Origin of the sequence: Streptomyces sp. NPDC005648, from assembly GCF_040605395.1 — a bacterium.
Lineage (GTDB): Bacteria > Actinomycetota > Actinomycetes > Streptomycetales > Streptomycetaceae > Streptomyces.
This window is the reverse complement of sequence record NZ_JBEXCS010000011.1, coordinates 1-21,136: the sequence shown is the minus strand read 5'-3', so window position 1 is coordinate 21,136 and position 21,136 is coordinate 1. Positions and strand designations below refer to the sequence as shown.

The window sequence follows — 21,136 nt, the reverse complement described above, 5'->3', positions numbered from 1 at the left end:
GGCTATAGCAACGTCTTCAACTTTTCCGCCAACAAGTCCCAGCGCCACTTCTCTTCCACCCACTCGCGTCCCCGCTCCCCCATGCGTCGCCTGAGTTCAGGGTCGGCGAGGAGGACCGTGATCCGTTCGGCCGTCTCCTCGGGGGAGCCGCCGCGGACCACCCAGCCGGTCTCGCCGTCCAGGACGGCGTCGGGGGCGCCGCCGGAGTCGCCGGCCACGACCGGCAGGCCCGTCGCCGACGCCTCCAGATAGACGATGCCGAGGCCCTCGACGTCGAGCCCGCCCCGGCGGGTCCGGCAGGGCATGGCGAACACGTCTCCGGCGCCGTAGTGGGCGGGCAGCTCGGACCAGGGGACGGCGCCGGTGAAGCGCACGGAGTCGGCGACACCGGTCTCGCGCGCCAGCTTGCGCAGTTCGCCCTCGTAGGGCCCGCCGCCGACGATCAGCAGCACCGCCTCCGGCTCGGCGGCCAGCACGCGGGGCATCGCGAGGATGAGGGTGTCCTGCCCCTTGCGCGGCACCAGCCGGGACACGCACACGACCACCGGCCGGTCCGTCAGCCCGAGCCGCGCCCGGATCCCGTCGCCGCCCGACCCGGGGTGGAAGGTCTTCTCGTCCACGCCCGGCGGCAGTTGCACCATCCGCTCGGCGGCCCGAGGCGTCAGGGCGGCGGCGATCCGCGAGCGGGTGTACTCGCCGAGGTAGGTGATCGTGTCCGTGGACTCCCCGATCCGCCGCAGCAGCTGCCGCGCGGCGGGCAGCTGGGCCCACCCGGCCTCATGACCGTGGGTCGTGGCCACCAGCCGCTCGGCGCCGGCCCTCCGCAGCGCGGGCGCCATCAGACCGAGCGGGGCCGCCGCCCCGAACCACACCGACGTACAGCCGTGCTCCCGCAGCAGCCCGACCGCCGTACGCGTGGCCGCCGGCGTGGGCAGCAGCATCGTCGTACGGTCGCGTACGACCGTGAAGGGCTGCTCGGCGTCGAAGGCGGCGGTCGCCTCGACGCCCTCCTTGCCCCGCTTCCAGGTCGACGCGTAGACGACGAGCCGCTCGGGGTCGAGCCGCAGCGCCATATTGTGCAGGAACGCCTGGATACCGCCGGGGCGGGGCGGGAAGTCGTTCGTCACGATCAGGGTCTTGTGCATCGCCGCCGACCCTATCCAAAGGGCGGGTCCCCGGGCCCGTGCGCCCCGTCCGCACACGTGCGACCGGCCACGTTTATGGCAGATACACAGCTGGGCAGGACATCATGTTCCCCTCAAGACCGAAAGCCAGACAGCGGCAGGCAGGGGCTCAGGTGGACATTGCGGGTGCGAGGCGGTCTCTCGCGGGGCTGCTGGTGACCTGGGGCCTGACCAGGCTCGTGCTGCTGCTGTTCGTCTTCAAGGTGTGGGTCTTCCCGGGCCCGGACGTGACGACCGACGTCTCGATCATCTACCAGGGCTGGTACGAGGTGCTGCGCACCGGCACCTTCCCCGTCGGGGACGTCACCTGGCAGTACCCGCCCGCCGCCGCCCTCGCGATCCTCTCGCCGGCGCTGCTGGGGTTCCTGTCCTACCCGTCGGCCTTCTACGTGCTGGCGTGCGTCGCCGACCTGGTGGTCCTCTCCCTCCTCGGGTACGCGGGCCTGCGCCCCGGCAAGACACTGCGCGGGGCCTGGGTGTGGGTGGTGGCGGTCCCACTGCTCGGGCCGACGGTGTACGCGCGGTACGACCTGATGGTGACCGCAGTGGCCGTGGCCGCGCTGCTCGCCGGCGCCCGGCATCCGCGGGTGATGGGGGTCCTGGTCGGCTTCGGGGCGATGCTGAAGGTGTGGCCGGCGCTGCTGCTGCTCGGCGCCCGGAAGCGGGGCGCCTGGGGCTGGGCCGCGGGGACCGCCGCCGGGGTCGCGGTGCTGTTCGCGCTGTTCATGCCGGGCGCCTTCGAGTTCCTGACGTTCCAGCGCCACCGGGGCACCGAGGTCGAGTCGCTGGGCGCGCTGGTCATCCACACGGCCCGCCGGTTCGGCTGGCAGGGACAGGTGCTGCTGAACTACGGCTCGATCGAGTTCCTCGGTCCCTGGGTGAGCGTCATCAGCTCCGCCGCGCTGTTCCTCACCGGCGTCGCCTTCGGCTGGCTGCTGCTGTGGCGGCTGATGGCGACCCGCTTCCTGCCGAACACCCTCGCGGACGCGGCCTTCGTCGCCGTCCTGATGTTCACCGTCACCAGCCGGGTGATCAGTCCCCAGTACATGGTGTGGCTGGTCGGCACGGCCGCCGTCTGCCTGTGCTTCCGCGGCAGCCGGATGAGACTGCCGGCCGCGCTGGTCGTACTGGCCTGCTTCCTGACGGTGCTGGAGTTCCCGGTCTACTTCGCGGACGTCGTCGCGAGCGACACCCTCGGCATCACCCTCCTGACCCTGCGCAACGGCTTCCTGGTCCTCGCCGCCGTGCTCGGCGCCGTGGAGCTCTGGCGGTCCACGGTCTCCCGCGAACCGGTCCCCACGGTCCCCGCTCAGGCGACCCGCGCCAAGGAGACCTCGGCCTCCTCCTGACGCCCCGCCCGCCGGAACAGCACCCCCAGGGCGGCGCACTGCACTGCCATGGCGAGCGCCAGCGCCAGACACACCCCGGGCAGACCGAGCCCCGACAGCAGGTGGGCGAGCGGCAGTTGGACGGCCGTGCCGAGGACGGTCACCCGCAGCAGCACCGGCGCTCCCCGGCTCCCCTCGAAGACCCCGCCCAGCGCGATGAAGCAGGCCATCAGCAGCAGATACGGCCCCACACAGCGCAGGAACACCACACCCGCGTGGGCGACCTCGGGCCCGGCGCCGAAGGCGTCCATCACCCAGGGCGCCGTCACCCCCAGCAGCACCACGGCCACCACCCCGGCCGCCCCGGACACCAGCACCGCCTGCCGCCCGATCGCCCGCAGCTCTCCCCCGCTTCCCGCTTCGGCCGACGCCGGGGATCCCCGTCTCCCCGCGCCCCGGGTGTGCGCGGTGTGGATAGAGGCGGCCTGCCGTACCGAGTAGAACGCCATGGTGGCCACGTACATGACCTTGTACGCGATCGAGTACGCGGCCACCGCCGTCACCCCCAGCCGCGCCACCACGGCGACCAGCACGAGCGCCCCGCCCTGCCGCACGGTGAAGTCGGCCGACATGGGCAGCCCGGTCGTCAGCGTCCGCCGCAGGGCCCGGCCGGTGCTCTCGCTCGCCCGGACCGCGACCGCCGTACGCAGCAAGGTGTTCCGCCTCAGGACGACGATCCCCGCCGCCAGGGCCACGCACCGGCACAGCACCGTCGAGACGGCGGCGCCCCGCACCCCGTACACCTGGATCAGGAACGGGTCGCAGACCAGGATCAGCCCGTTCGCCAGCAGCGCCAGCCGCATCGGGGTCCTGGTGTCGCCGGCGCCCTTGAGGATGCCGTCGACGAGATTCTGGGCGAAGAAGACGGCGATACCGGGAAGGGAGATCGTGAAGTAGGCGACGGCGAGCGGAACGGCCGGCCCGTCGTCCGCGCCCAGCACCAGTCGCGCCAGCGGCTCGCGCAGCGCCGACCCGGCCAAGACGACCACGGGCGTCACGACCCCGTACAGCGCCCACCCCCCGCGCACGGCCGCCCGCACCGCTCCGGGATCTCGCGCGCCCCTGGCGTGCGCGACCAGCACCGTCGTACCGGAGGCGAAGACCAGCGAGACGCCGAGCAGGACGTTCTCGGCGTTGGTCGCGACCGCCACGGCGGCCACGGCCGCGCCGCCGAGCCGGGAGACCCAGACCGTGTTGATGATCCCGGCCGCGACGGTGGCCAGGAGCGAGAAGTAGACGGGGCGGGCGAGCGCGATCAGCTGCCGGCGATGAGCGTGCACGAGAACCGACTCCCTCGATACGAGTTACCTCAATACGGGCTACCTCGAATAGAGGTAGCTCGATAAGAGGTACCATGGGAGGACCGCACCCACAAGGGAGAGAACGTTGCTGGAGCTCTCGATCCTCGGCTTCCTCGCCGAACAGCCCCTGCACGGCTACGAGTTGAAGGAGCGCATCAAGGCCCTCAGCGGCCATGTCCGCCCGGTCAGCGACGGCGCCCTCTACCCGGCGATCACTCGTCTGATCTCCGCCGGCAAGCTCGACCAGCACACCGAGCCCGGCGCGAGCGCCGCCCCGCGCCGCATCCTCTCCCTCACCGACCTGGGCCGCGAGGATCTGCTGTCCCGTCTGCGCCACCCCAAGCAGGCGGAGATCACCGACCAGGTCCGCTTCAACACGGTCCTGGCCTTCCTGCGGCACCTCCCCGACCGACGGGAACAGGCGGCCGTGCTGCGCCGCCGGCTGGAGTTCCTCCAGACCCCGTCGAGCTTCTTCTACGACGGCGAGAAGCCCGTCAGCGCGGAGGCGGCCGAGGACATCTTCCGGGAGGGCATGCTGCGGGTGGCGCGGGCGACCGGCGAGGCGGAGCGGGCGTGGCTGCGGGAGGCCATCGCGCTTCTGGATCAGCCCAGTTGAGCCTGGAGGTACTCCCGCCACTGCTCGGTGAACTTCTCCGGTGTCGTCCCGAGCACCTTCGACATCGCGTTCTCCACCGACCCGGCCCGGGTCCTGTGGTCGCCGACGGCCCGGTAGAACTCCCCGAGCCGTGCCTCGCCCCAGCGGTCGGCGATCAGCCGGCAGGCCAGCCAGCCGCCCTCGTAGGCCTGCGCCAGCTTCGTCGCGTCGCCGCTGAACCCGAAGTCCTGGTCGGTGGGGAGGGCGGTGGGGGCGCGTCCCGCGGTGACCGCGCGGGCCAGTTCCGGGGCGGCCTGGGCGGGGGTGCGGCCGGTGCCGAGATAGCCGATCCAGTCGGCGTAGCCCTCGGAGAGCCAGAGCGGGGTGGCCGGGGTGGTGTGGGCGCGGGTGGCCACATGCGTCGTCTCGTGGGTGAGGACGACCTGTTTGCCGAGGGTGCCGAGGACCGCGTAGGCGTCCGGGTTGACGATGATCCGGTCGGCGGGCGCGTCGGCCGGGCCGCCGACCTCGCCCGTGGTGACGGCCGCGATGCCCCGGTACTGGGAGGCGGGTGAGCCGAGCAGTCCCGCCATGCCCTCCAGCGTCCTCGGCACCTGGACGACGACATGCCGGGCCCAGTCGCTGCCCCAGGCGCCCGACACGGCCGGCACGGCGCGGTCCGCGAGGTCGGCGTACATGTGCAGTTCCTCGCTGGACTGGCCGGTGCCGAGGACCAGGCTGTGCTTTCCGCGGACGACGGTCACCTCGCCCTGGTCCCACAGCTGTTGGGCGGACTTCCTGGCCGGTGTGTCCGAGTCGACGTACCACCGCCCGTCGGCGTTCCACGACAGGGCGAGCGTGCGGCCCACGGTGACGGGCGCGCGGTCGTAGCCCTGGAGGCGGTAGCGCAACTCGGCGTCGGCGGTGGCCCCGTCGCCGGTGCGGTGCAGGGCGGTGACACGGTAGGACCAGGCGGCGAGGGGCACTCCGCGCAGGTTCTCGAACCAGCTGAGCGCGCCCGTCCGCACGAAGGACGCCCGGTCGCGGTCGAGCACGGCGGTGGAGCGCCGGTCGAGCAGGCGCTGCAGATCGGCCCGGCCGGTGGCGGTCGCGGACCTGCCGCCGCAGGAGACCAGGGCAGCCAGGAGCAGCACGACGAGCGCCACCACCCGGCACCCCGACACCCGCCCGCGACCAGCCACTTCCCGATCGTAAGGCCGATATGCCCGTCCGGTCAGGGGCGGGTGACGGACGAGACCGGCATCATGCCGACCGGGTCGTAGCGCACCGGGGCGCCCGGGTAGGGCGCGTGGATCACCTGACCGTTGCCCACGTACATGGCGACATGGCTGGCGTCGGACCGGTAGACGACCAGGTCGCCGGGCTGGGCCTGGGAGAGCGGGACCTGGTGGCCGGCGTAGCGCTGCTCCTGCGAGGTGCGCGGGAGATGGACGCCGGCATGGGCGTACGACCACTGCATCAGGCCGGAGCAGTCGAAGCCGGAGGGGCCGGTGGCGCCCCACACGTACGGCTTGCCCAGCGCGGAGCGGGCGGCGGCGATGGCGGCGGCCGCGCGGGCGTCGGGCGGGACGACGCCGGTGAGGTCGGGGAGGTCGCCGGAGCGGGAGGCACGGTCGTAGGCGGCGCGCTCCGCGAACGGCATGGAGTTGAGCAGCTGCCGTGCCCTGGCGAGCTTCTTCTCGACCGTCCTCTTGTGACTCTCGACCGCCTCGCGGCTCCGCTCCAGCTCGGTGAGCTTGCCGGTGGCCTCCGCGCGCTCCTGGGCGAGTTCGCGCATCGCGGACTGGAGGTCGTGGAGCTCGTCGGCCTGGTGGGCGGTGATGCGGTCCAGGACGGAGGCCTTGTCGAGGTAGTCGGCGGGGTCGTCGGAGAACAGCAGCGCGATGGTCGGGTCGATACCGCCCGCGCGGTACTGGGCGCCGGCCAGCGAACCGAGTGACTTGCGCATGGAGTTGACGCGCTGCTGCTGGCGGGCGATGTGGTCCTGGGCGTCACCGATCTGGCGGCGCAGGGCGGAGGCGGTCTCGTCGGCCTTGTCGTAGGCCTCCGTCGCGTTCTCGGCCTCCTCGTAGAGACGGTCCACCTCGGCCTTGGTGTCGGTGTGCGGCTCGGCGTGCGCCGGTACGGCGCCGAGGGCGGCGACCGCGGCGGACAGGACGCCCAGGGCGGTGCCGGCGCCCCGGTTGAACCCGGACGGTGCGAGACGGCGATGAGACCCCACAGGAAACGGCACCCCTTCCGTTGTCGGACGCCGACGGTCTCCCCCGGGCGCAGGGGGAAACGCGCCAGCCATTGACGCCCTCCCCCGCCCGAAGACGGAGGATTCCGGTCCGCACCGCACGGCGGTGCCACCACGGGTTCCTGTTTCACAGGCCGCCGCCAACCCGTGTGGGCTGGTCCTACGCGGCCTCCGCAGGCGTGACTTCCCGCCCGTCCGGCGGTAGGTCCGACGACTCGGTCACCGAACGCGGTGATGCTAGCCATACGACCGGGCGACCGCCAAAGACCTCCACCGCCGCGGAAACGTGACGCCCCGCCTCTGACGCAGGTCATCGGCGGGGCGCGGGGTCAGCTGGAGTTGTCGTGATTCGCCCGTTCGGGCGTCGTGCGGTGGCGCGTCGCGGAGGGTACGGGGTCAGATCCGCACGCCGAACTGGAACGGCATGTTGTTGATCGACTCGTAGCGCACGACGGTGCCGGTGCGGGGGGCGTGCAGGATCATGCCGTTGCCCGCGTAGAGGCCGACGTGGTGCAGGTCGCCGTAGAAGAGGACGAGGTCGCCGACCTTGAGGTCGCTCTCGCTGTAGATGCGGGTGCCGGCGTTGGCCTGGGCCTCGGAGGTGCGCGGGATGGTGACACCGGCCGCCGCGTAGGCCTTCGAGGTGAGGCCGGAGCAGTCGAAGGAGTTGGGGCCGGAGGCGCCGAAGCTGTACGGCTTGCCGAGCTGGTTCTGCGCCCAGGCGAAGGCGGCGGCGGCCCGGCTGGAGGCGGCGGGGACGTCGCCCAGGTCCACGCGCGCACTGGCACCGCGGCTGGCGCGGGCGTCGGCGGCGGCGAGGGCGGCCCGCTCGGCGGCGGTCAGGGAGTTGAGCAGCTTCTGCGCGGAGGCGAGCTTGGCCTGGACGGCCTGCTTCTGCTTGGCGAGTTCGGCGCGGGTGGCGGAGAGGTCGCTGAGCTTGTCGGCGGCCTCGGCGCGCTCCTGGGCCAGTTCGCGCTGCTTCTCCTGGATCTTCTTCAGCGCCTCGACCTGCTGGGCGCTGAGCTGGTCCATGGTGGACGCCTTGTCCAGGTAGTCGTCGGGGTTCGACGACAGGAACAGCTGGACGGAGGAGTCGATGTTGCCGGTGCGGTACTGGGCGGCGGCCGCGAGGCCTATGGAGTCACGCAGCTCGTTCAGGTCCTGCTGACCGCGGGCCACGTTGTCCTGGATGGTGGAGATCTCCTTCTGGAGCTTCTCCTGCTTCGACTTGGCGCCGTCGAGCTTCTCGGTGGCCTGCTCGGCCTGCTCGTAGAGGGCGTCGACCTTCGCCTTGACCTCGTCCTTGGAGGGCTTCTCGCTCGGCGCCGCGTTGGCGGCCTGGGCACTGAAGGCAACGGCGGCAGCAGCGGCGGTGGTCAGCACGGTCACGCGCGTACGGCTCGGCTGCTTGGGTCGACGGTGGGACGCCACGGAGGTGAACTCCTTCTTTTGAGTGATCACCCGCTCGGAGGTTCGAGCCCAGACCCTAGTGACCTACTCGTGATCAGTTCAAATCCTCAGGAGCAAAATCTCGTCACACCATGCATTCTTTACACACAACTCACATGCAGTGATGCGCGATTGACACTACGTTGCGTGACGATCCCAGCAATTCGGGCATTCAACCCGCAACTTCGCTCTTCAGGACAGCCGCTTGAGAAGCATGGCAGACGCGACCGGGCGGGCGCCCGCCCGGGCCACCCCGTCGGCCACCTCACGGTCGGTCGAGGCGACGATGACCGGCCGTCCCGGCGGCTCGGCCCGCACCAGCTGACGGATCAACTCGTCGGCGGTGACGCCCGGTTTGGAGAACAGCACCCGCACGCCCCGCGGCGGCGCCAGCAGCACCGGCGCGGCCAGCTCGGCCCCGTCGAAGACACAGGTGACCTCGGCGCCGGTCTGCGCGGCGAGCTGCGAGAGCTGGCCGAGGAGCCTCAGGCGCTGCTTCTCCAGGGGCATCTGGGGATAGCCGGTCTTGGTGACGTTGTAGCCGTCGACCACCAAGTGGGCCTGGGGCAGGGCGAGCAGCTGGTCGAGGACGGCGGGGTCGTGCTCGGAGAGCGCCCGCGCGGCGATGTCCTTCGGGGTCATTCGTCCCGGTTCGACCGCGTCCACGGTTTCCGCGGGCCGCACGGACACCGGCGGCAGGGCGAGTTCACGCCTCAGCCCCTGCGCCGCGTCAAGAACGGTGTCCAGAAGCAGACGGACGCGCATGTCCTCGACACTGCGCCCCTCCCGCGCTGCTTTGCGCGTGGCCTCCAGGGCGGCCTCGGCCTCCCCGAGCCGCCCCTTGAGCCGCCGGGTCTCGCTCTCCGCGGCGGACACCTGCGCCTGCCCCTCGGCACGCACGGCCTCGATCTCGCCCTGGATCTTGCGCAGGGCGGCCTCGCCCCGCTTGACGTCACTGAGGGCCGCGCGCAGCTTGCGGTGAAGCGATTCGGCTTCCTTCTTCGCGGACTCCAGCTCCAGCCGCAGCCGCTCGGTCTCGGCGCGTGTCTGGTCCCGGGCGGCGGTGAGCTCCTCGCGCAGCCGCTCCAGCTCGGCCCGGCTCTCCTCGTCGGCCCGCTCGGCGTCGGCCCGCTGGGCCTCCTCGCCGGCCGCGGTCACGAGCTTCACCCAGCCGGTGGGCCGCAGCACATAGGCCGCGGCCGCCACGTCGAGCGGATCCGCGGCCGGGGGCGGCGAGCCGGAGTCGAGGGCGCCGGCGAGTTCCGGCTGGGCCTCTCTCAGCTTCTCCCCGATGCGCTGCCGGAACAGCGGATCGCTCTCCAACGCCGAAGCCATCGCGTTCCCGGCGAACTTGGCCCGCCGGTTGGGGGCGAAGCGGGCGTACTGCCTGAGCTGTGCGGGCAGTTCGGCGACGGTCAGCCCGCCGAAACCGTCGGAGACGATCTGCACGACCCGTCTGCGCACGCCGTCGGGCAGCGGACGGTCGAGGACCTCGGCGGCGCCGTCGCCCGGCCCCCCGCCTTGTGTCTCCACCATCCGTCACACCCCATCACCTGTGCGGGGCCGCCCCTGTCAGGAGTCGGCGCCCGGCCTGTCCACGAGTTCCACCTGATCGACCGCGTTGCACCAGCGGCAGCGCACCGACTCGATGGTCTCACTGACCACCTCGCGCTCCTCCACCTTCGGCTCTCCGGCCAGGTCGAGGTGGACGTACTCGACGACCTTCGAGGAGCGCGTCACGTCGAAACGCGTGAGGTTGCCGCAGAGCGTGCAGCGCCAGCGCGTCGTGTCGGTCGGCAGGGGAACCGTCATCGTGACTGTGCTCTTTCCATCCAGTGTCCGTGACGCGCCAGCTTCCCTGGAGCGTGTGGCCGTAACCCTACGGCCTGGCGGTGACTCGCCGCCCGTCCGTCCATGGCGGCGAGGCGGTCTGTTCGCTTGCGTCCTGTTACGTCATGCTCTGTGTTCATGATCGGCAACTGGAGCGTGACCCTCGGCAACGCGATCCGGCGCCCCTCGGCGCCCGTGACCTACGCACTGATCGCCCTGTGCTGTCTGATCTTCGTCGTCGGCCCCGCCGCCGGCCTGAACCCGGCCTACGGCTCCAAAGACGCGCTCCTCGCCGCCCAGCGCGCGTACTTCCACCGCTGGGGCGTGGTCCCCGCCGAGCTCTTCGAGGGCTCCCCCGGTGCCGCACTGACCCCCCTCACGGCCCTCTTCGTGCACGGCAGCTGGGTGCACCTGCTGGGCAACATGCTCTTCCTCTATGTCTTCGGCGTGATGACCGAGGAACGGATGGGCCGCGTCCGGTTCACCCTCTTCTACGTCGGCTGCGGCTACCTGGCCCTGCTGGGGTACGCGGCCGCCAACTCCGCCTCCGAGCAGTCGCTGGTCGGCGCCTCCGGGGCGATCTCCGGGGTCCTGGGCGCCTTTCTCTACCTTTTCCCCGGGGCCAGGGTGACAAGCCTGCTCCCGTTCCTCTTCTTCCTCCCGCTGCGGTTCCCCGCGTGGGTGGTGCTGCCGTTCTGGGCGTCCCTGCAGTGGCTGGCGGCCGGGCGGGCGCCCCAGGGCCCCGGCGTGGCCTATCTGGCCCACCTGGTGGGCTTCGGCCTGGGCTTCGCCTTCGCGTGGGCCCGTCTCCGCCGTACGACTAGAGTGAGGCCCGCCCCAGCTCCGGCCCCCGAGGGAGAGAACCAGCCGTGATCACCGCGATCGTCCTCATCAAGACCAGCGTGGACCGGATCCCCGAGATCGCGGAGCGCATCGCCGCGCTGGAGTCCGTCAGCGAGGTCTTCTCCGTCACGGGGACCTACGACCTGATCGCCATGGTCCGGGTGAAGCAGCACGAGGACCTCGCGGAGGTCATCCCGGGCAGCATCAGCAAGATCCCGGGCGTCGAGGCCACGGACACACACGTCGCCTTCCGCACGTACTCCCAGCACGACCTGGAGGCAGCGTTCGCGATCGGCCTGGACAGCTAGGGCTGCCCTAGCCGCTCACGTCCAGGGCGGCGATCCCCTCGGCGGTCGCCATGTAGACGCGCTCGCCGTGGACCACGGGGCTGTGGACGCCGTCCTCGGAGCCGAGGTCGCCCAGGGCGAGCCTGTGGCGCTGCTTGCCGGTCTGGTCCAGCACGTGGAGGGCGCCGCCCAGGCGGACGTAGACGTGGTTCCCGGCGACGGCGGGGTCGCTGTGGTCCGATCCGGCCGGTGAGCCGTCGAAGGCCCACCTCGTCCTCCCGTTCGAGGGGTCGATCGCGGCGAGCCGGCCCTGGTCGGTGGTGACCGCGAGATCACCGAGGCGGACACAGGTGAAGTACCGCCGGCCGCCCGCGTCCTCGTTGTCGGCGTTCCAGACGGTCGTCCCGCTGAGGTTGACGCCGTGCAGGGGGATCTCGCCGCTCGCCCCCACCAGCAGGATGCGGCCGACCAGGGTCGGACGGCCGGCGTCGCCGCCGACCGGAGCCGACCAGAGCCGGTTACCGTCCTTCACGTCGAGGGCGTCGACGACGTTGCCGAACGTGCCGACGTACGCCACACCGCCCGCCACCGTCGGCTCGCTGGTGGGCCCGAAGGTCGTCTGCGCCGACCAGCGGACGTCGCCCCCGGCGGTGTAGGCCCGTACGGCGCCCGCGTCCGCCGTACCGCTCGCGACCAGCACCAGGTCACCCGCGGCCACGGGGAACTGGCTGCCGCCGGATCCGGTGATCTTCCTGGTCCAGCGGACCTTTCCGTCCGGTCCGACCGCGCACAGCTTCGACGCCGCCTCGCCCCCGTTCTCCAGCAGGCAGTACGCCCCGTCGGCGGTGGCCAGCGGCGGCATCACCGGGCCGCCCAGGTCGACGGACCACAGCTTCTTCCCGGCGGGCGTCACGGCGTGCAGCGAACCGTCCGCGCCCCCGATGTACACCAGGTCTCCGGCGGGCGACAGCGCCACACACGCCCCGTGCCGCCCGCCCGCGCGCCCACCGAGCCCGCCCACGCCATACGTCCAGCTCACCCCGGCGGGCAGTGACGCGGAGGGCGAGCGGGACGTCGACACGGACGTCCCGGGCGGATCACCGGCCGACCCCGACCGTGCCCCGCCGTTCTGGTCCCGCAGCCACAGCCACCCCCCGGTCCCGACCCCCGCGCCCACGACGGCACCCCCCACCAGGAGCCTCAACAGGCCCCGGCGCGAGGGAGTTCCGACGTCCGGGGCGCCGCCGTCCGCCAGGTCCGTCACGGTGATCGGGGCCGGGCCGTCCGCCGCGGGGCGGGGAGCCGCCGCGTCGGTGACGGTCGTCGGGGCGGGGTATTCGACCCGGCTGTGGCGCTCGGTCGAGCGGTGCTCCGGGAGCCAGCGCTCGGTGGCCGGCGCGGGGCCCGGCGCGGGCGTCGCCGTGGTGTCCTCGGCGGGGTCCGGCGCGGGTGGCGCGGGCGTGGTGTACCAGCCCGGGAGCAGGTTCTCGCGCAGGGCGGCCGCGGTGTGGCCGGCGGACTCGGCCACCCCGGCCGGGGTCGGCCGGTCGGCGGGGTCTTCCCGCAGACAGGCCTCGGCCAGTCCGCGGACGCTCTCCGGGACGCCCGACAGGTCGAAGTCGCGGGTCAGGATGCGGAGCAGGATCACCGAGTCCTGGCCCTCGCCGAAGGGCTCGCGGCCCGCGGCGGCGTAGGCGAGCACCGCGCCGAGGGAGAAGACGTCGCTGGGCGGGCCGACCTCGGCGCCGTTGCGGATCTGCTCGGGCGAGACATAGCCGACCGAGCCGACGACCGCCCCGGTGTTGGTCAGCGCGGTCGCCTCCAGGGCCCGTACGATCCCGAAGTCGATGACCCGTGGGCCGTCCGGTGCCAGCAGGATGTTGGAGGGCTTCAGGTCCCGGTGGATCATCCCCTTGGCGTGGATCGCGGCGAGTGCCTCGCCGAGGGCGCCGGCGAGCAGCCGTACCGCCCGCTCGGGCAGGGCGCCGTGGTCGAGGACGGCGTCCCGCAGGTTCGGCCCGTCGACGAACTCCGTCGCCATCCACGGCCGTTCGGCCTCGGTGTCTGCGTCGACGACCCGGGCGGTGTAGGTGCCCGCCCCGCCGATGGACTGCGCGGCCCGTACCTCCTGGCGGAACCTGGCCCGGAAGGTGCGGTCCTCCGCGTGCTCGGCCCGCACCACCTTCACGGCCAGCCGGGGACCTCCCCGCGCCTCGGCGAGGTACACCTCGCCCATGCCGCCCGCACCGAGTCTGCCCAGTACCTCGTACGGTCCGATCCGCCGCGGATCCCTCGCGCGCAGCGCCTCCACCCGTGCTCCCCCTGTCAAGCGTCCGGCTGCCGAGGGGGAGCGTATACGTCAGAAGACGTACGGCGGGTCAGACCGCCGGGACGCAGCGGCCGTCCTCGGTCCGGTAGCGCCACTTCGCGCCATCCGCCACCAGCTCCTTGACGGCGTTCACGAACCGCTCCACGTGCTCGTCGGGGGTGCCGGCGCCGAAGCTCACGCGGATGGCGTTGAGGGACTTCTCGCCGGGCGCCGCCTCGGGGGCACCGCACTCGCCCTGGGTCTGCGGGTCGGAGCCCAGCAGGGTCCTGACCAGCGGGTGGGCGCAGAAGAGGCCGTCGCGGACGCCGATGCCGTACTCGGCGGAGAGGGCGGCGGCGAAGTGCGAGCTGTTCCAGCCCTCGACGACGAAGGAGATCACACCGACGCGCGGGGCGTCGTCGCCGAAGAGGGACAGGACGCGCACCTCCGGGACCTCGGCCAGGCCCGCCCGCACCTTCTGGATCAGATGCCGCTCGCGGGCGACGAGCGTGTCGAAGCCGGCCTCGGTGAGGGCCTTGCAGGCCGAGGCGATGGAGTAGGCACCGATGACGTTCGGGGAGCCGGCCTCGTGGCGGGCCGCGCTCTCGTGCCACTCCACGTCCACTCCCCCGTCCTCGCGCCGGGTGACCTTGCGGCTGGCGCCGCCGCCCGCGAGGTAGGGGTCGGCCGCGCGCAGCCAGTCGGCGCGGCCGGCCAGGACACCGGAGCCGAAGGGCGCGTACAGCTTGTGGCCGGAGAAGGCGACCCAGTCGACGTCCAGGTCACGGACGGAGACGGGGTGGTGCGGGGCCAGCTGGGCGGCGTCCAGGACGATCCGGGCGCCGTGCGCGTGGGCGGCGGCGGCCAGCTCGCGCACCGGCCACAGCTCGCCGGTGACGTTGGAGGCGCCGGTGACACAGACCAGGGCGGGGCCGTGCGGGTCACGGGCGGCGAGTGCCTGCTCCAGGGTCTCGACGGCCTGCTCCGGGGTGCGCGGGGCGTCGAGGTAGGTGACCCGGGCGTCCTTCCAGGGCAGCAGGGAGGCGTGGTGCTCGGTCTCGAAGACGAAGACCTGGCAGCCGGCCGGGAGCGCGGCGGCGAGGAGGTTCAGCGAGTCGGTGGTCGACCGGGTGAAGACCAGCTGGTCGTCGGGGCGGCAGTCGAGGAACTCGGTGACCGTCCTGCGGGCGTTCTCGAACAGGTCGGTGGAGAGCTGGGAGAGGTAGCCGGCGCCGCGGTGGACGCTGCCGTAGTACGGGGCGTACGCGGCCACGTCGTCCCAGACGCGCTGCAGGGCGGGGGCGCTGGCCGCGTAGTCGAGGGCCGCGTAGGTGACTTCGCCGCCCGTGACGAGCGGGACGGTGACATCCCGGCCCAGAACGGGCAGCGGGGAACAAATGGTGCGGGTGGAGGCAGCGGTGGAGACAGACATGGGGAACTCCCGTACGGCAAGAAAGAGGGTGAGAAGGGGTACGCAGAGGCGGGGCTCGGCGGCCCTATCGCATTCGCTTGCTCACGGAAGACTCCCTCGAACGACCAGGACCCCTGGTTTCGAGAGGGGCCCGCGCTTGCCGTAGACCTCGCTGCCTACGGCCTGGTCTTCACCCGGGGCACCCCGCCACGGACGGAGGGTTGCCGGACAGTCGGCCGGGGCCTCATGACTGTCACTCATGACCTGACAAGGAACGTACGTGAAGTGATCGCGGTCCCGCAACTCGTGTCCGGATTACGGGACCGCGGCCACCGACGGCTACTTGTTGCTGGCCGCCACCCAGCGCTCCAGCGCCCGCTTGGCCGCCCCGGAGTCGATCGACTCGGCCGCCTTCGCCATACCGGCCCCGAGCTGCTCGGCCAGCGTCCCGGTCCCCGGGTCGAGGGCCACGAGAGCCGCCGCCGAGTTCAGGAGTACGGCGTCACGGACCGGGCCCCTCTCGCCGTCCAGCAGACGCAGCGCGACCTCCGCGTTGTACGAGGGGTCGGCGCCCCGCAGCGCCTCCACCGGCACCAGCTCGATGCCGACGTCCCGCGGGTCGAAGGACTCCTCGGTGACCTTGCCGTCGCGGACGATCCACACCCGGGACGTGGCGGTGGTCGTCAGCTCGTCGAAGCCGTCGTCGCCGCGGAAGACGAGGGAGGAGTTGCCGCGCTCGGCCAGGACACCGGCGATGAGCGGTGCCAGGCGTGGATCGGCGACGCCCACCGCCTGCGCCTTCACCCTGGCGGGGTTGGTGAGCGGGCCGAGCGCGTTGAAGGTGGTGCGGATGCCCAACTGGCCGCGGGCGGCGGCCACATGACGCAGCGCCGGATGGAACTTGATGGCGAAGCAGAAGGTGATGCCGGCTTCCTCGGCGACCTCCGCGACCCGCTGGGGCGTGAGGTTCAGATTGACCCCGAGCTTCTCCAGCACGTCCGAGGCGCCGGAGGCGGAGGACGCGGCCCGGTTGCCGTGCTTGACGACCTTCGCGCCGGTGCCGGCGATGACGATCGACGACATCGTGGAGATGTTGACGGTCTTGGCGCCGTCACCGCCCGTGCCGACGATGTCGACGGTCCGGCCGGGCACCTCGATCACATTGGCGTGCTCGTACATCGTCCGGACCAGACCGGTGATCTCCTCGACCGTCTCGCCCTTGGCCCTGAGGGCCACCGCGAAGCCGGCGATCTGCGCGTCGGTCGCCTCGCCGCGCATGATCAGGTCCATCGCCCAGGCCGTGTCGTCGGCACTGAGGTCACGGCCGTCGAGCAGGCCGTTCAGCAGCCCGGGCCAGGAACGGGCCGCCGCGGTGTCGCCTCCAGCGGGGGTCACAGCGCTCATACGGCCGCTCCTGGGTGTCGTAGAAGAGAATGCGCATCCCGTGTGCGCGTCCCCACCCTATCCAGCTCAGGGCACGGGCAAGGGCCCCGTCCGAACACCGGACGGGGCCCTTGTGGTGCGCTGTGGCGAGCGCAGCGATCAGTGGTGGCCGTGGCCGCTCGTGATCTCCTTGTACTCCTCGACGGTCGGCTTCGGAATCTGGGACTCCTCGCCGTAGTACGCCTCGCTGAGCTTGGCGCGCAGCTTCTCGGAGCCCTTGACCTTGCGCTCGACGCCGTTCTCGTCGACCGTCGGGCCGATCTCGGCCGGCTTGTACTGCTCGTGCGCCGTGAGGGTGTGCAGGGCCTCCTGGCTGAGCGGCTCGTGGACCTCGATGAACTCACCGTGCGGCAGGCGCTTGATGATGCCCGACTCACGGCCGTGCAGCACCTTGTCCTTGTCGCGGCGCTGCAGACCGAGGCAGATCCGCTTGGTGGCGACGAACACCAGCACCGGCACGACGAAGAAGGCGACCCGGACGAACCAGGTGATCGCGTTGATCGACAGGTGGAAGTGCGTGGCCCAGATGTCGTTGCCGCCACCGACCAGGAGCACGAAGTACCAGGAGATCCACGCGGCACCGAACGCGGTACGCGTCGGGGCGTTGCGCGGGCGGTCCAGGATGTGGTGCTCCCGCCTGTCGCCGGTGACCCAGGACTCGATGAACGGGTAGACCGCGATCGCGACCAGGACCAGCGGGAAGATCATCAGCGGGATGAACACGCCCAGGACGAGCGTGTGACCCCAGAGGTTGATCTCCCAGCCCGGCATGACACGGATCAGGCCCTCGGAGAAGCCCATGTACCAGTCGGGCTGGGCGCCGGTGGACACCATGTCCGGTCGGTACGGGCCCATGGCCCAGATCGGGTTGATCGAGGCGATCGCCGCGATGGCCGCGATGACGCCGAAGACCAGGAAGAAGAAGCCGCCCGCCTTCGCCATGTACACGGGCAGCAGGGGCATGCCGACGACGTTGTTGTTCGTCTTTCCGGGGCCGGCGAACTGCGTGTGCTTGTGGTAGAAGACCAGGATCAGGTGGCCGACCAGCAGGCCGAGCATGATGCCCGGCAGCAGCAGGATGTGGACCGAGTAGAAGCGGGCCACGAAGTCGCCGCCCGGGAACTCGCCGCCGAAGAGGAAGAACGACAGGTACGTGCCGACCACCGGCACGGACAGGATCGCGCCCTCCATGAAACGGACACCGGTGCCGGAGAGCAGGTCGTCCGGGAGCGAGTAACCGGTGAAGCCGGTGAACATGCCCAGGACGAACAGCAGGAAGCCGAAGATCCAGTTGACCTCACGCGGCTTGCGGAACGCGCCCGTGAAGAACACGCGCATCATGTGCACGAACATGCCCGCCAGGAAGATCAGCGCGGCCCAGTGGTGGATCTGCCGGATCAGCAGACCACCGCGCACGTCGAAGGAGATGTGCAGGGTCGAGTTGAACGCCTCGGACATCATCTGGCCCTGCAGCGGGATGTAGCTGCCGTGGTACACCACCTCGTTCATCGACGGGTGGAAGAACAACGTCAGATACACACCCGTGAGGATGATGATGATGAAGCTGTAGAGGCAGACCTCGCCCAACATGAACGACCAGTGGTCGGGGAAGATCTTGCGCATGTTGGACTTGGCCAGGCCGTAGATCCCCAGCCGGCCGTCGGCCCAGTCGGCGACGCGCTCGCCGGCCGGCGCTTTGCCGCGCCGTGCCTCGGTTTCGGTGTTGGTACTCATCCGCGCTCCCAGAATGCAGGACCGACGGGCTCTTCGAAGTCGCCGAGCGCCTCGAGGTAGCCCTCGTCGTTCACGCTGATCCGCAGCTGCGGCAGAGCGTGACCGGCGGGGCCGAAGATCACTCGGGCACCGTCGGAGAGGTCGAAGGTGGACTGGTGGCAGGGGCACAGCACGTGGTGCGTCTGCTGCTCGTACAGCGAGATCGGGCAACCGACGTGGGTGCAGATCTTGGAGAACGCGACGATGCCCTCATGCGACCACTCGAGCTCGCGCTTGTCCTTGATGTTGTCCGGCTGCAGCCGGACGATCATCAGGGCCGCCTTGGCGATCTCGGTCTGGAAGTTCTCGTCGTGCTCCTCCAGGCCCTCGGGCTTGGCGAAGGTGAGCGAGCCGACCGCGACGTCCGAGGGACGCAGCGGCAGGTTCGTGTTCATGTTGACGAGCAGCTTGCCCTTGGACCACAGCGTGTGGCGGAGCTTGGTCCCCGGCAGCGGGCCGAGGTCGCGCAGCAGCATGACGCCGGAGAGCGGGAACAGGGCCAGCGCGCCGAACATCGTGTTGCGGATCAGCTTGCGGCGGCCGAGCGCGGACTCCTTGGCGCCCTGCTTGAAGTCGGCCATGACCTTGGCCTTGACCTCGGGCGACGCCTCGATCGGGTGACGCTCGTCGGCGATCTCCACGTCGGACATCAGGGTGCGGGCCCAGTGGACCGCGCCCGCGCCGATCGCGAACAGGGCGAGACCCAGGGTCAGGCCGAGCGCGAAGTTCAGCGCGTTGATGTGCCCGATCGGGAAGACGAAGATCGCCTTGTCGTGCGGGATCCCCACGTAGGAGGCGATGAAGCCGACCGTGGCCAGCATCGACACCGTGAACAGCATGGCCACCGTGCGCTCGGACCGCCGGGCGGCCCGCTCGTCGATGTCCTGCACCCGGTGCTCGTGCGGCGGCAGTCCAGGGTCGGCGAACGGGTTCTTCTCGTCCGCGACGCCGACCGCGCCGTGCGCGTCCTGCTCTGCGGGCAGGTTCTCTTCTGGAATGTCTTGGCTACTCATGACTTCTTGGCCTTTGCGGTCCGAGCGGCGACCCAGACGGCGACCGCGATCAGCGCGCCGAGTCCGAAGATCCAGGCGAACAGGCCCTCGGAGACCGGGCCGAGTCCGCCCAGCTCAAGGCCGCCGGGGCTCTCGGTGTCGTCACCGTTGACCGCGTTCAGGTACGCGATGATGTCCTTCTTGTTCTGCTCCGACAGCGTGGTGTCGGGGAACGACGGCATGTTCTGCGGGCCGGTCTGCATGGCCTCGTAGATGTGCTTGGGGTCGACGCCCTCGAGGCTCGGCGCGAACTTGCCGTGCGTCAGCGCGCCACCCTTGCCGGTGAAATTGTGGCACTGCGCGCAGTTGGTGCGGAACAGCTCGCCGCCCTTGGCGATGTCGGCACCGTCGGGGCCGTACTGCGCCTTCGTCGGGACGGACGGGCCGGCACCCAGAGAGGAGATGTACGCGGCGAGCTGGTCGATCTCGGCCTGCGAGTAGATGACCTTCTTGCGCGGGATCTGCGCACCCGGCTGCTGGGCCGGCATACGGCCGGTGCCGACCTGGAAGTCGACGGCCGCGGCGCCCACGCCGACGAGGCTCGGACCGTCGGTGGTGCCCTGACCGCCGGTTCCGTGGCAGCTGGCGCAGCCCACGGAGTAGAGCTTCTTGCCCTCGGTGATGGCGAGAGACTGGGCGGTGTCATCGGCCTGCGCCTTGCTCGCGGGCGCGAACGCGGTGTACAGCCCCCCGGTGGCCGCCAGCGCGAGGAGTAGGACGACGACCGCCGCCAGCGGATGGCGTCGTCGTGCGGAGAGCTTTTTCACGGATTACCCCGGTGTCAGGATCTTCTGCGTCGATGCTTGTGGGTTGTGCGCCCCGAGGGCGCACGCGGGACCAGGCCCGGCTACTTGATCAGGTAGATCGTGGCGAAGAGGCCGATCCACACGACGTCGACGAAGTGCCAGTAGTAGGACACGACGATGGCCGCGGTCGCCTGTTCGTGGGTGAACCTCTTCGCCGCGTAGGTGCGGCCGAGGACGAACAGGAAGGCGATGAGGCCGCCCGTCACGTGCATGCCGTGGAACCCGGTGGTCAGGTAGAACACCGAGCCGTACGGGTCGGAGGACAGGGACAGCCCGTCCTTCTTCACCAGCTCCGTGTACTCGTAGATCTGACCGCCGATGAAGATCGCACCCATCACGAACGTGACGATGAACCAGCCCCGGAGCTTCTTCACGTCCCCGCGCTCGGCGGCGAACACGCCGAGCTGGCAGGTGAGGGAGGAGAGCACCAGGATCGTGGTGTTGGTCGCGGAGAACGGAAGGTTGAGATGGCTCGCCATCTCCTTCCAGTGATCCGGACCGGTCACCGATCGCAGGGTGAAGTACATCGCGAAGAGGGCCGCGAAGAACATCAGCTCGGAACTCAGCCAGATGATGGTTCCGACGCTGGTGAGGTTCGGCCGGTTGACCGACGGGTGCGCGTGCCCGGTTTCTACTGTCGTTGCTGTCGCCACGACCGACATTATGTCGGTCGCTTATCCCGCCCTCACTCCGGGGGGTGCCGTTCGGAGTGTTGCTCCCGTCCATACCGGTGTTGACGTGGTGTTGAACGGAGTAACATCCGGCGCAACAAGCCTTTCCGTACGACGCTGACGTCTCGGAGGAACAATGCAGCCGACCGCCACGGTGCTGGTCTACAGCGACGACTCCAACACTCGCGAGCAGGTTCGGCTGGCCACCGGGCGCAGGCCCGCCCCGGACACGCCGGTGGTGGAGTTCGTGGAGTGCGCGACACCCGCCGCCGTCCTGACGGAGCTGGACAAGGGCGGCATCGATGTCTGCGTCCTGGACGGCGAGGCCGTGCCGATGGGCGGCATGGGGGTCTGCCGCCAGATCAAGGACGAGGTCTTCAACTGCCCGCCGGTGCTGCTGCTGATCGGGCGGCCCCAGGACGCGTGGCTGGCGACCTGGAGCCGTGCGGACGCGGCGGTGACGCACCCGGTGGACCCGGTGGAGTTCGCCTCGGCACTGGCCTCCCTGCTGCGCAAGAAGAGCCTCCAGCAGAGC

The 21,136-nt window shown here is 71.0% G+C and carries 19 protein-coding genes and 1 riboswitch; of the genes, 5 read left to right on the top strand and 14 right to left on the bottom strand.

The genetic code is table 11. The annotated features are described in order from the left end of the window. Positions 1-2: 2 nt before the first annotated feature. A complete protein-coding gene (locus ABZT17_RS08835) occupies positions 3-1,145 on the bottom strand; it encodes a glycosyltransferase family 4 protein (protein WP_356345548.1) in 1,143 nt (380 codons plus the stop codon). A gap of 152 nt (positions 1,146-1,297) precedes the next feature. On the opposite strand from ABZT17_RS08835, the gene ABZT17_RS08830 reads away from it, so the two are divergent. Then, on the top strand, positions 1,298-2,533 hold the full coding sequence (locus ABZT17_RS08830; RefSeq protein WP_356345545.1) for a glycosyltransferase 87 family protein: 1,236 nt from the start codon (positions 1,298-1,300) through the stop codon (positions 2,531-2,533). Here the strand turns inward: ABZT17_RS08830 and ABZT17_RS08825 are convergent. After that, positions 2,494-3,852 (bottom strand): MATE family efflux transporter, encoded by a 1,359-nt coding sequence (locus ABZT17_RS08825; protein ID WP_356345542.1) that lies wholly within the window; start codon positions 3,850-3,852, stop codon positions 2,494-2,496. The two genes, ABZT17_RS08830 and ABZT17_RS08825, sit on opposite strands and share 40 nt — an antisense overlap. A 106-nt stretch (positions 3,853-3,958) precedes the next feature. On the opposite strand from ABZT17_RS08825, the gene ABZT17_RS08820 reads away from it, so the two are divergent. Further along, positions 3,959-4,489 carry a PadR family transcriptional regulator gene (locus tag ABZT17_RS08820; protein ID WP_356345538.1) on the top strand — a complete coding sequence of 177 codons (531 nt, stop codon included), beginning with the start codon at positions 3,959-3,961 and terminating at the stop codon, positions 4,487-4,489. Here ABZT17_RS08820 and ABZT17_RS08815 read toward each other — a convergent pair. The 5 genes from ABZT17_RS08815 to ABZT17_RS08795 form a co-directional block, all read right to left on the bottom strand. Then, complete coding sequence (locus ABZT17_RS08815) at positions 4,477-5,670, bottom strand: hypothetical protein (RefSeq protein WP_356345536.1); 1,194 nt, start codon at positions 5,668-5,670, stop codon at positions 4,477-4,479. The genes ABZT17_RS08820 and ABZT17_RS08815 overlap by 13 nt on opposite strands. A 32-nt stretch (positions 5,671-5,702) precedes the next feature. Next, positions 5,703-6,710: an NlpC/P60 family protein gene (locus ABZT17_RS08810; protein ID WP_356345534.1), complete on the bottom strand. Its 1,008-nt coding sequence runs from the start codon at positions 6,708-6,710 to the stop codon at positions 5,703-5,705. A gap of 414 nt (positions 6,711-7,124) precedes the next feature. Beyond that, positions 7,125-8,159, bottom strand: a complete 1,035-nt coding sequence (locus ABZT17_RS08805; protein WP_356345532.1) for an NlpC/P60 family protein — start codon at positions 8,157-8,159, stop codon at positions 7,125-7,127. A 210-nt stretch (positions 8,160-8,369) separates the two neighbouring features. Beyond that, positions 8,370-9,713, bottom strand: coding sequence for an NYN domain-containing protein (locus tag ABZT17_RS08800; protein WP_356345529.1), 1,344 nt, complete (start codon positions 9,711-9,713; stop codon positions 8,370-8,372). Between the two features lie 36 nt (positions 9,714-9,749). Then, on the bottom strand, positions 9,750-9,989 hold the full coding sequence (locus ABZT17_RS08795) for a hypothetical protein (protein WP_356345526.1): 240 nt from the start codon (positions 9,987-9,989) through the stop codon (positions 9,750-9,752). A 156-nt stretch (positions 9,990-10,145) separates the two neighbouring features. Here ABZT17_RS08795 and ABZT17_RS08790 point away from each other — a divergent pair, with 156 nt between their 5' ends. Then, positions 10,146-10,880 carry a rhomboid family intramembrane serine protease gene (locus ABZT17_RS08790; protein ID WP_356345523.1) on the top strand — a complete coding sequence of 245 codons (735 nt, stop codon included), beginning with the start codon at positions 10,146-10,148 and terminating at the stop codon, positions 10,878-10,880. Next, complete coding sequence (locus ABZT17_RS08785; protein ID WP_020137395.1) at positions 10,877-11,158, top strand: Lrp/AsnC ligand binding domain-containing protein; 282 nt, start codon at positions 10,877-10,879, stop codon at positions 11,156-11,158. Before ABZT17_RS08790 ends, ABZT17_RS08785 begins: the two co-directional genes overlap by 4 nt. A gap of 7 nt (positions 11,159-11,165) precedes the next feature. On the opposite strand, the gene ABZT17_RS08780 is transcribed toward ABZT17_RS08785, so the two are convergent. The 7 genes from ABZT17_RS08780 to ABZT17_RS08750 form a co-directional block, all read right to left on the bottom strand. Then, entirely contained in the window at positions 11,166-13,448 is a 2,283-nt protein-coding gene (locus ABZT17_RS08780; RefSeq protein ID WP_356345520.1) for a serine/threonine-protein kinase, read from the bottom strand. A 67-nt stretch (positions 13,449-13,515) separates the two neighbouring features. Then, positions 13,516-14,877, bottom strand: coding sequence for an aminotransferase class V-fold PLP-dependent enzyme (locus ABZT17_RS08775; RefSeq protein ID WP_356345518.1), 1,362 nt, complete (start codon positions 14,875-14,877; stop codon positions 13,516-13,518). A gap of 127 nt (positions 14,878-15,004) precedes the next feature. Beyond that, a riboswitch (SAM riboswitch) is annotated at positions 15,005-15,121 on the bottom strand. 74 nt (positions 15,122-15,195) lie between these two features. Then, entirely contained in the window at positions 15,196-16,260 is a 1,065-nt protein-coding gene (gene trpD, locus ABZT17_RS08770) for an anthranilate phosphoribosyltransferase (RefSeq protein WP_356345516.1), read from the bottom strand. A gap of 138 nt (positions 16,261-16,398) precedes the next feature. After that, positions 16,399-18,033: a cytochrome bc complex cytochrome b subunit gene (locus ABZT17_RS08765; protein WP_356345514.1), complete on the bottom strand. Its 1,635-nt coding sequence runs from the start codon at positions 18,031-18,033 to the stop codon at positions 16,399-16,401. Next, on the bottom strand, positions 18,030-19,085 hold the full coding sequence (locus ABZT17_RS08760) for a Rieske 2Fe-2S domain-containing protein (RefSeq protein WP_356345511.1): 1,056 nt from the start codon (positions 19,083-19,085) through the stop codon (positions 18,030-18,032). Before ABZT17_RS08760 ends, ABZT17_RS08765 begins: the two co-directional genes overlap by 4 nt. Continuing rightward, complete coding sequence (locus ABZT17_RS08755; RefSeq protein WP_356345508.1) at positions 19,082-19,891, bottom strand: c-type cytochrome; 810 nt, start codon at positions 19,889-19,891, stop codon at positions 19,082-19,084. The genes ABZT17_RS08760 and ABZT17_RS08755 overlap by 4 nt, the downstream gene beginning before the upstream one ends. An 80-nt stretch (positions 19,892-19,971) precedes the next feature. Continuing rightward, entirely contained in the window at positions 19,972-20,592 is a 621-nt protein-coding gene (locus ABZT17_RS08750) for a heme-copper oxidase subunit III (RefSeq protein ID WP_356345505.1), read from the bottom strand. 145 nt (positions 20,593-20,737) lie between these two features. Between ABZT17_RS08750 and ABZT17_RS08745 the strand changes: the two genes are divergently transcribed. Continuing rightward, the coding region (locus tag ABZT17_RS08745; protein WP_356345503.1) for a hypothetical protein at positions 20,738-21,136 on the top strand (399 nt) is incomplete at its 3' end.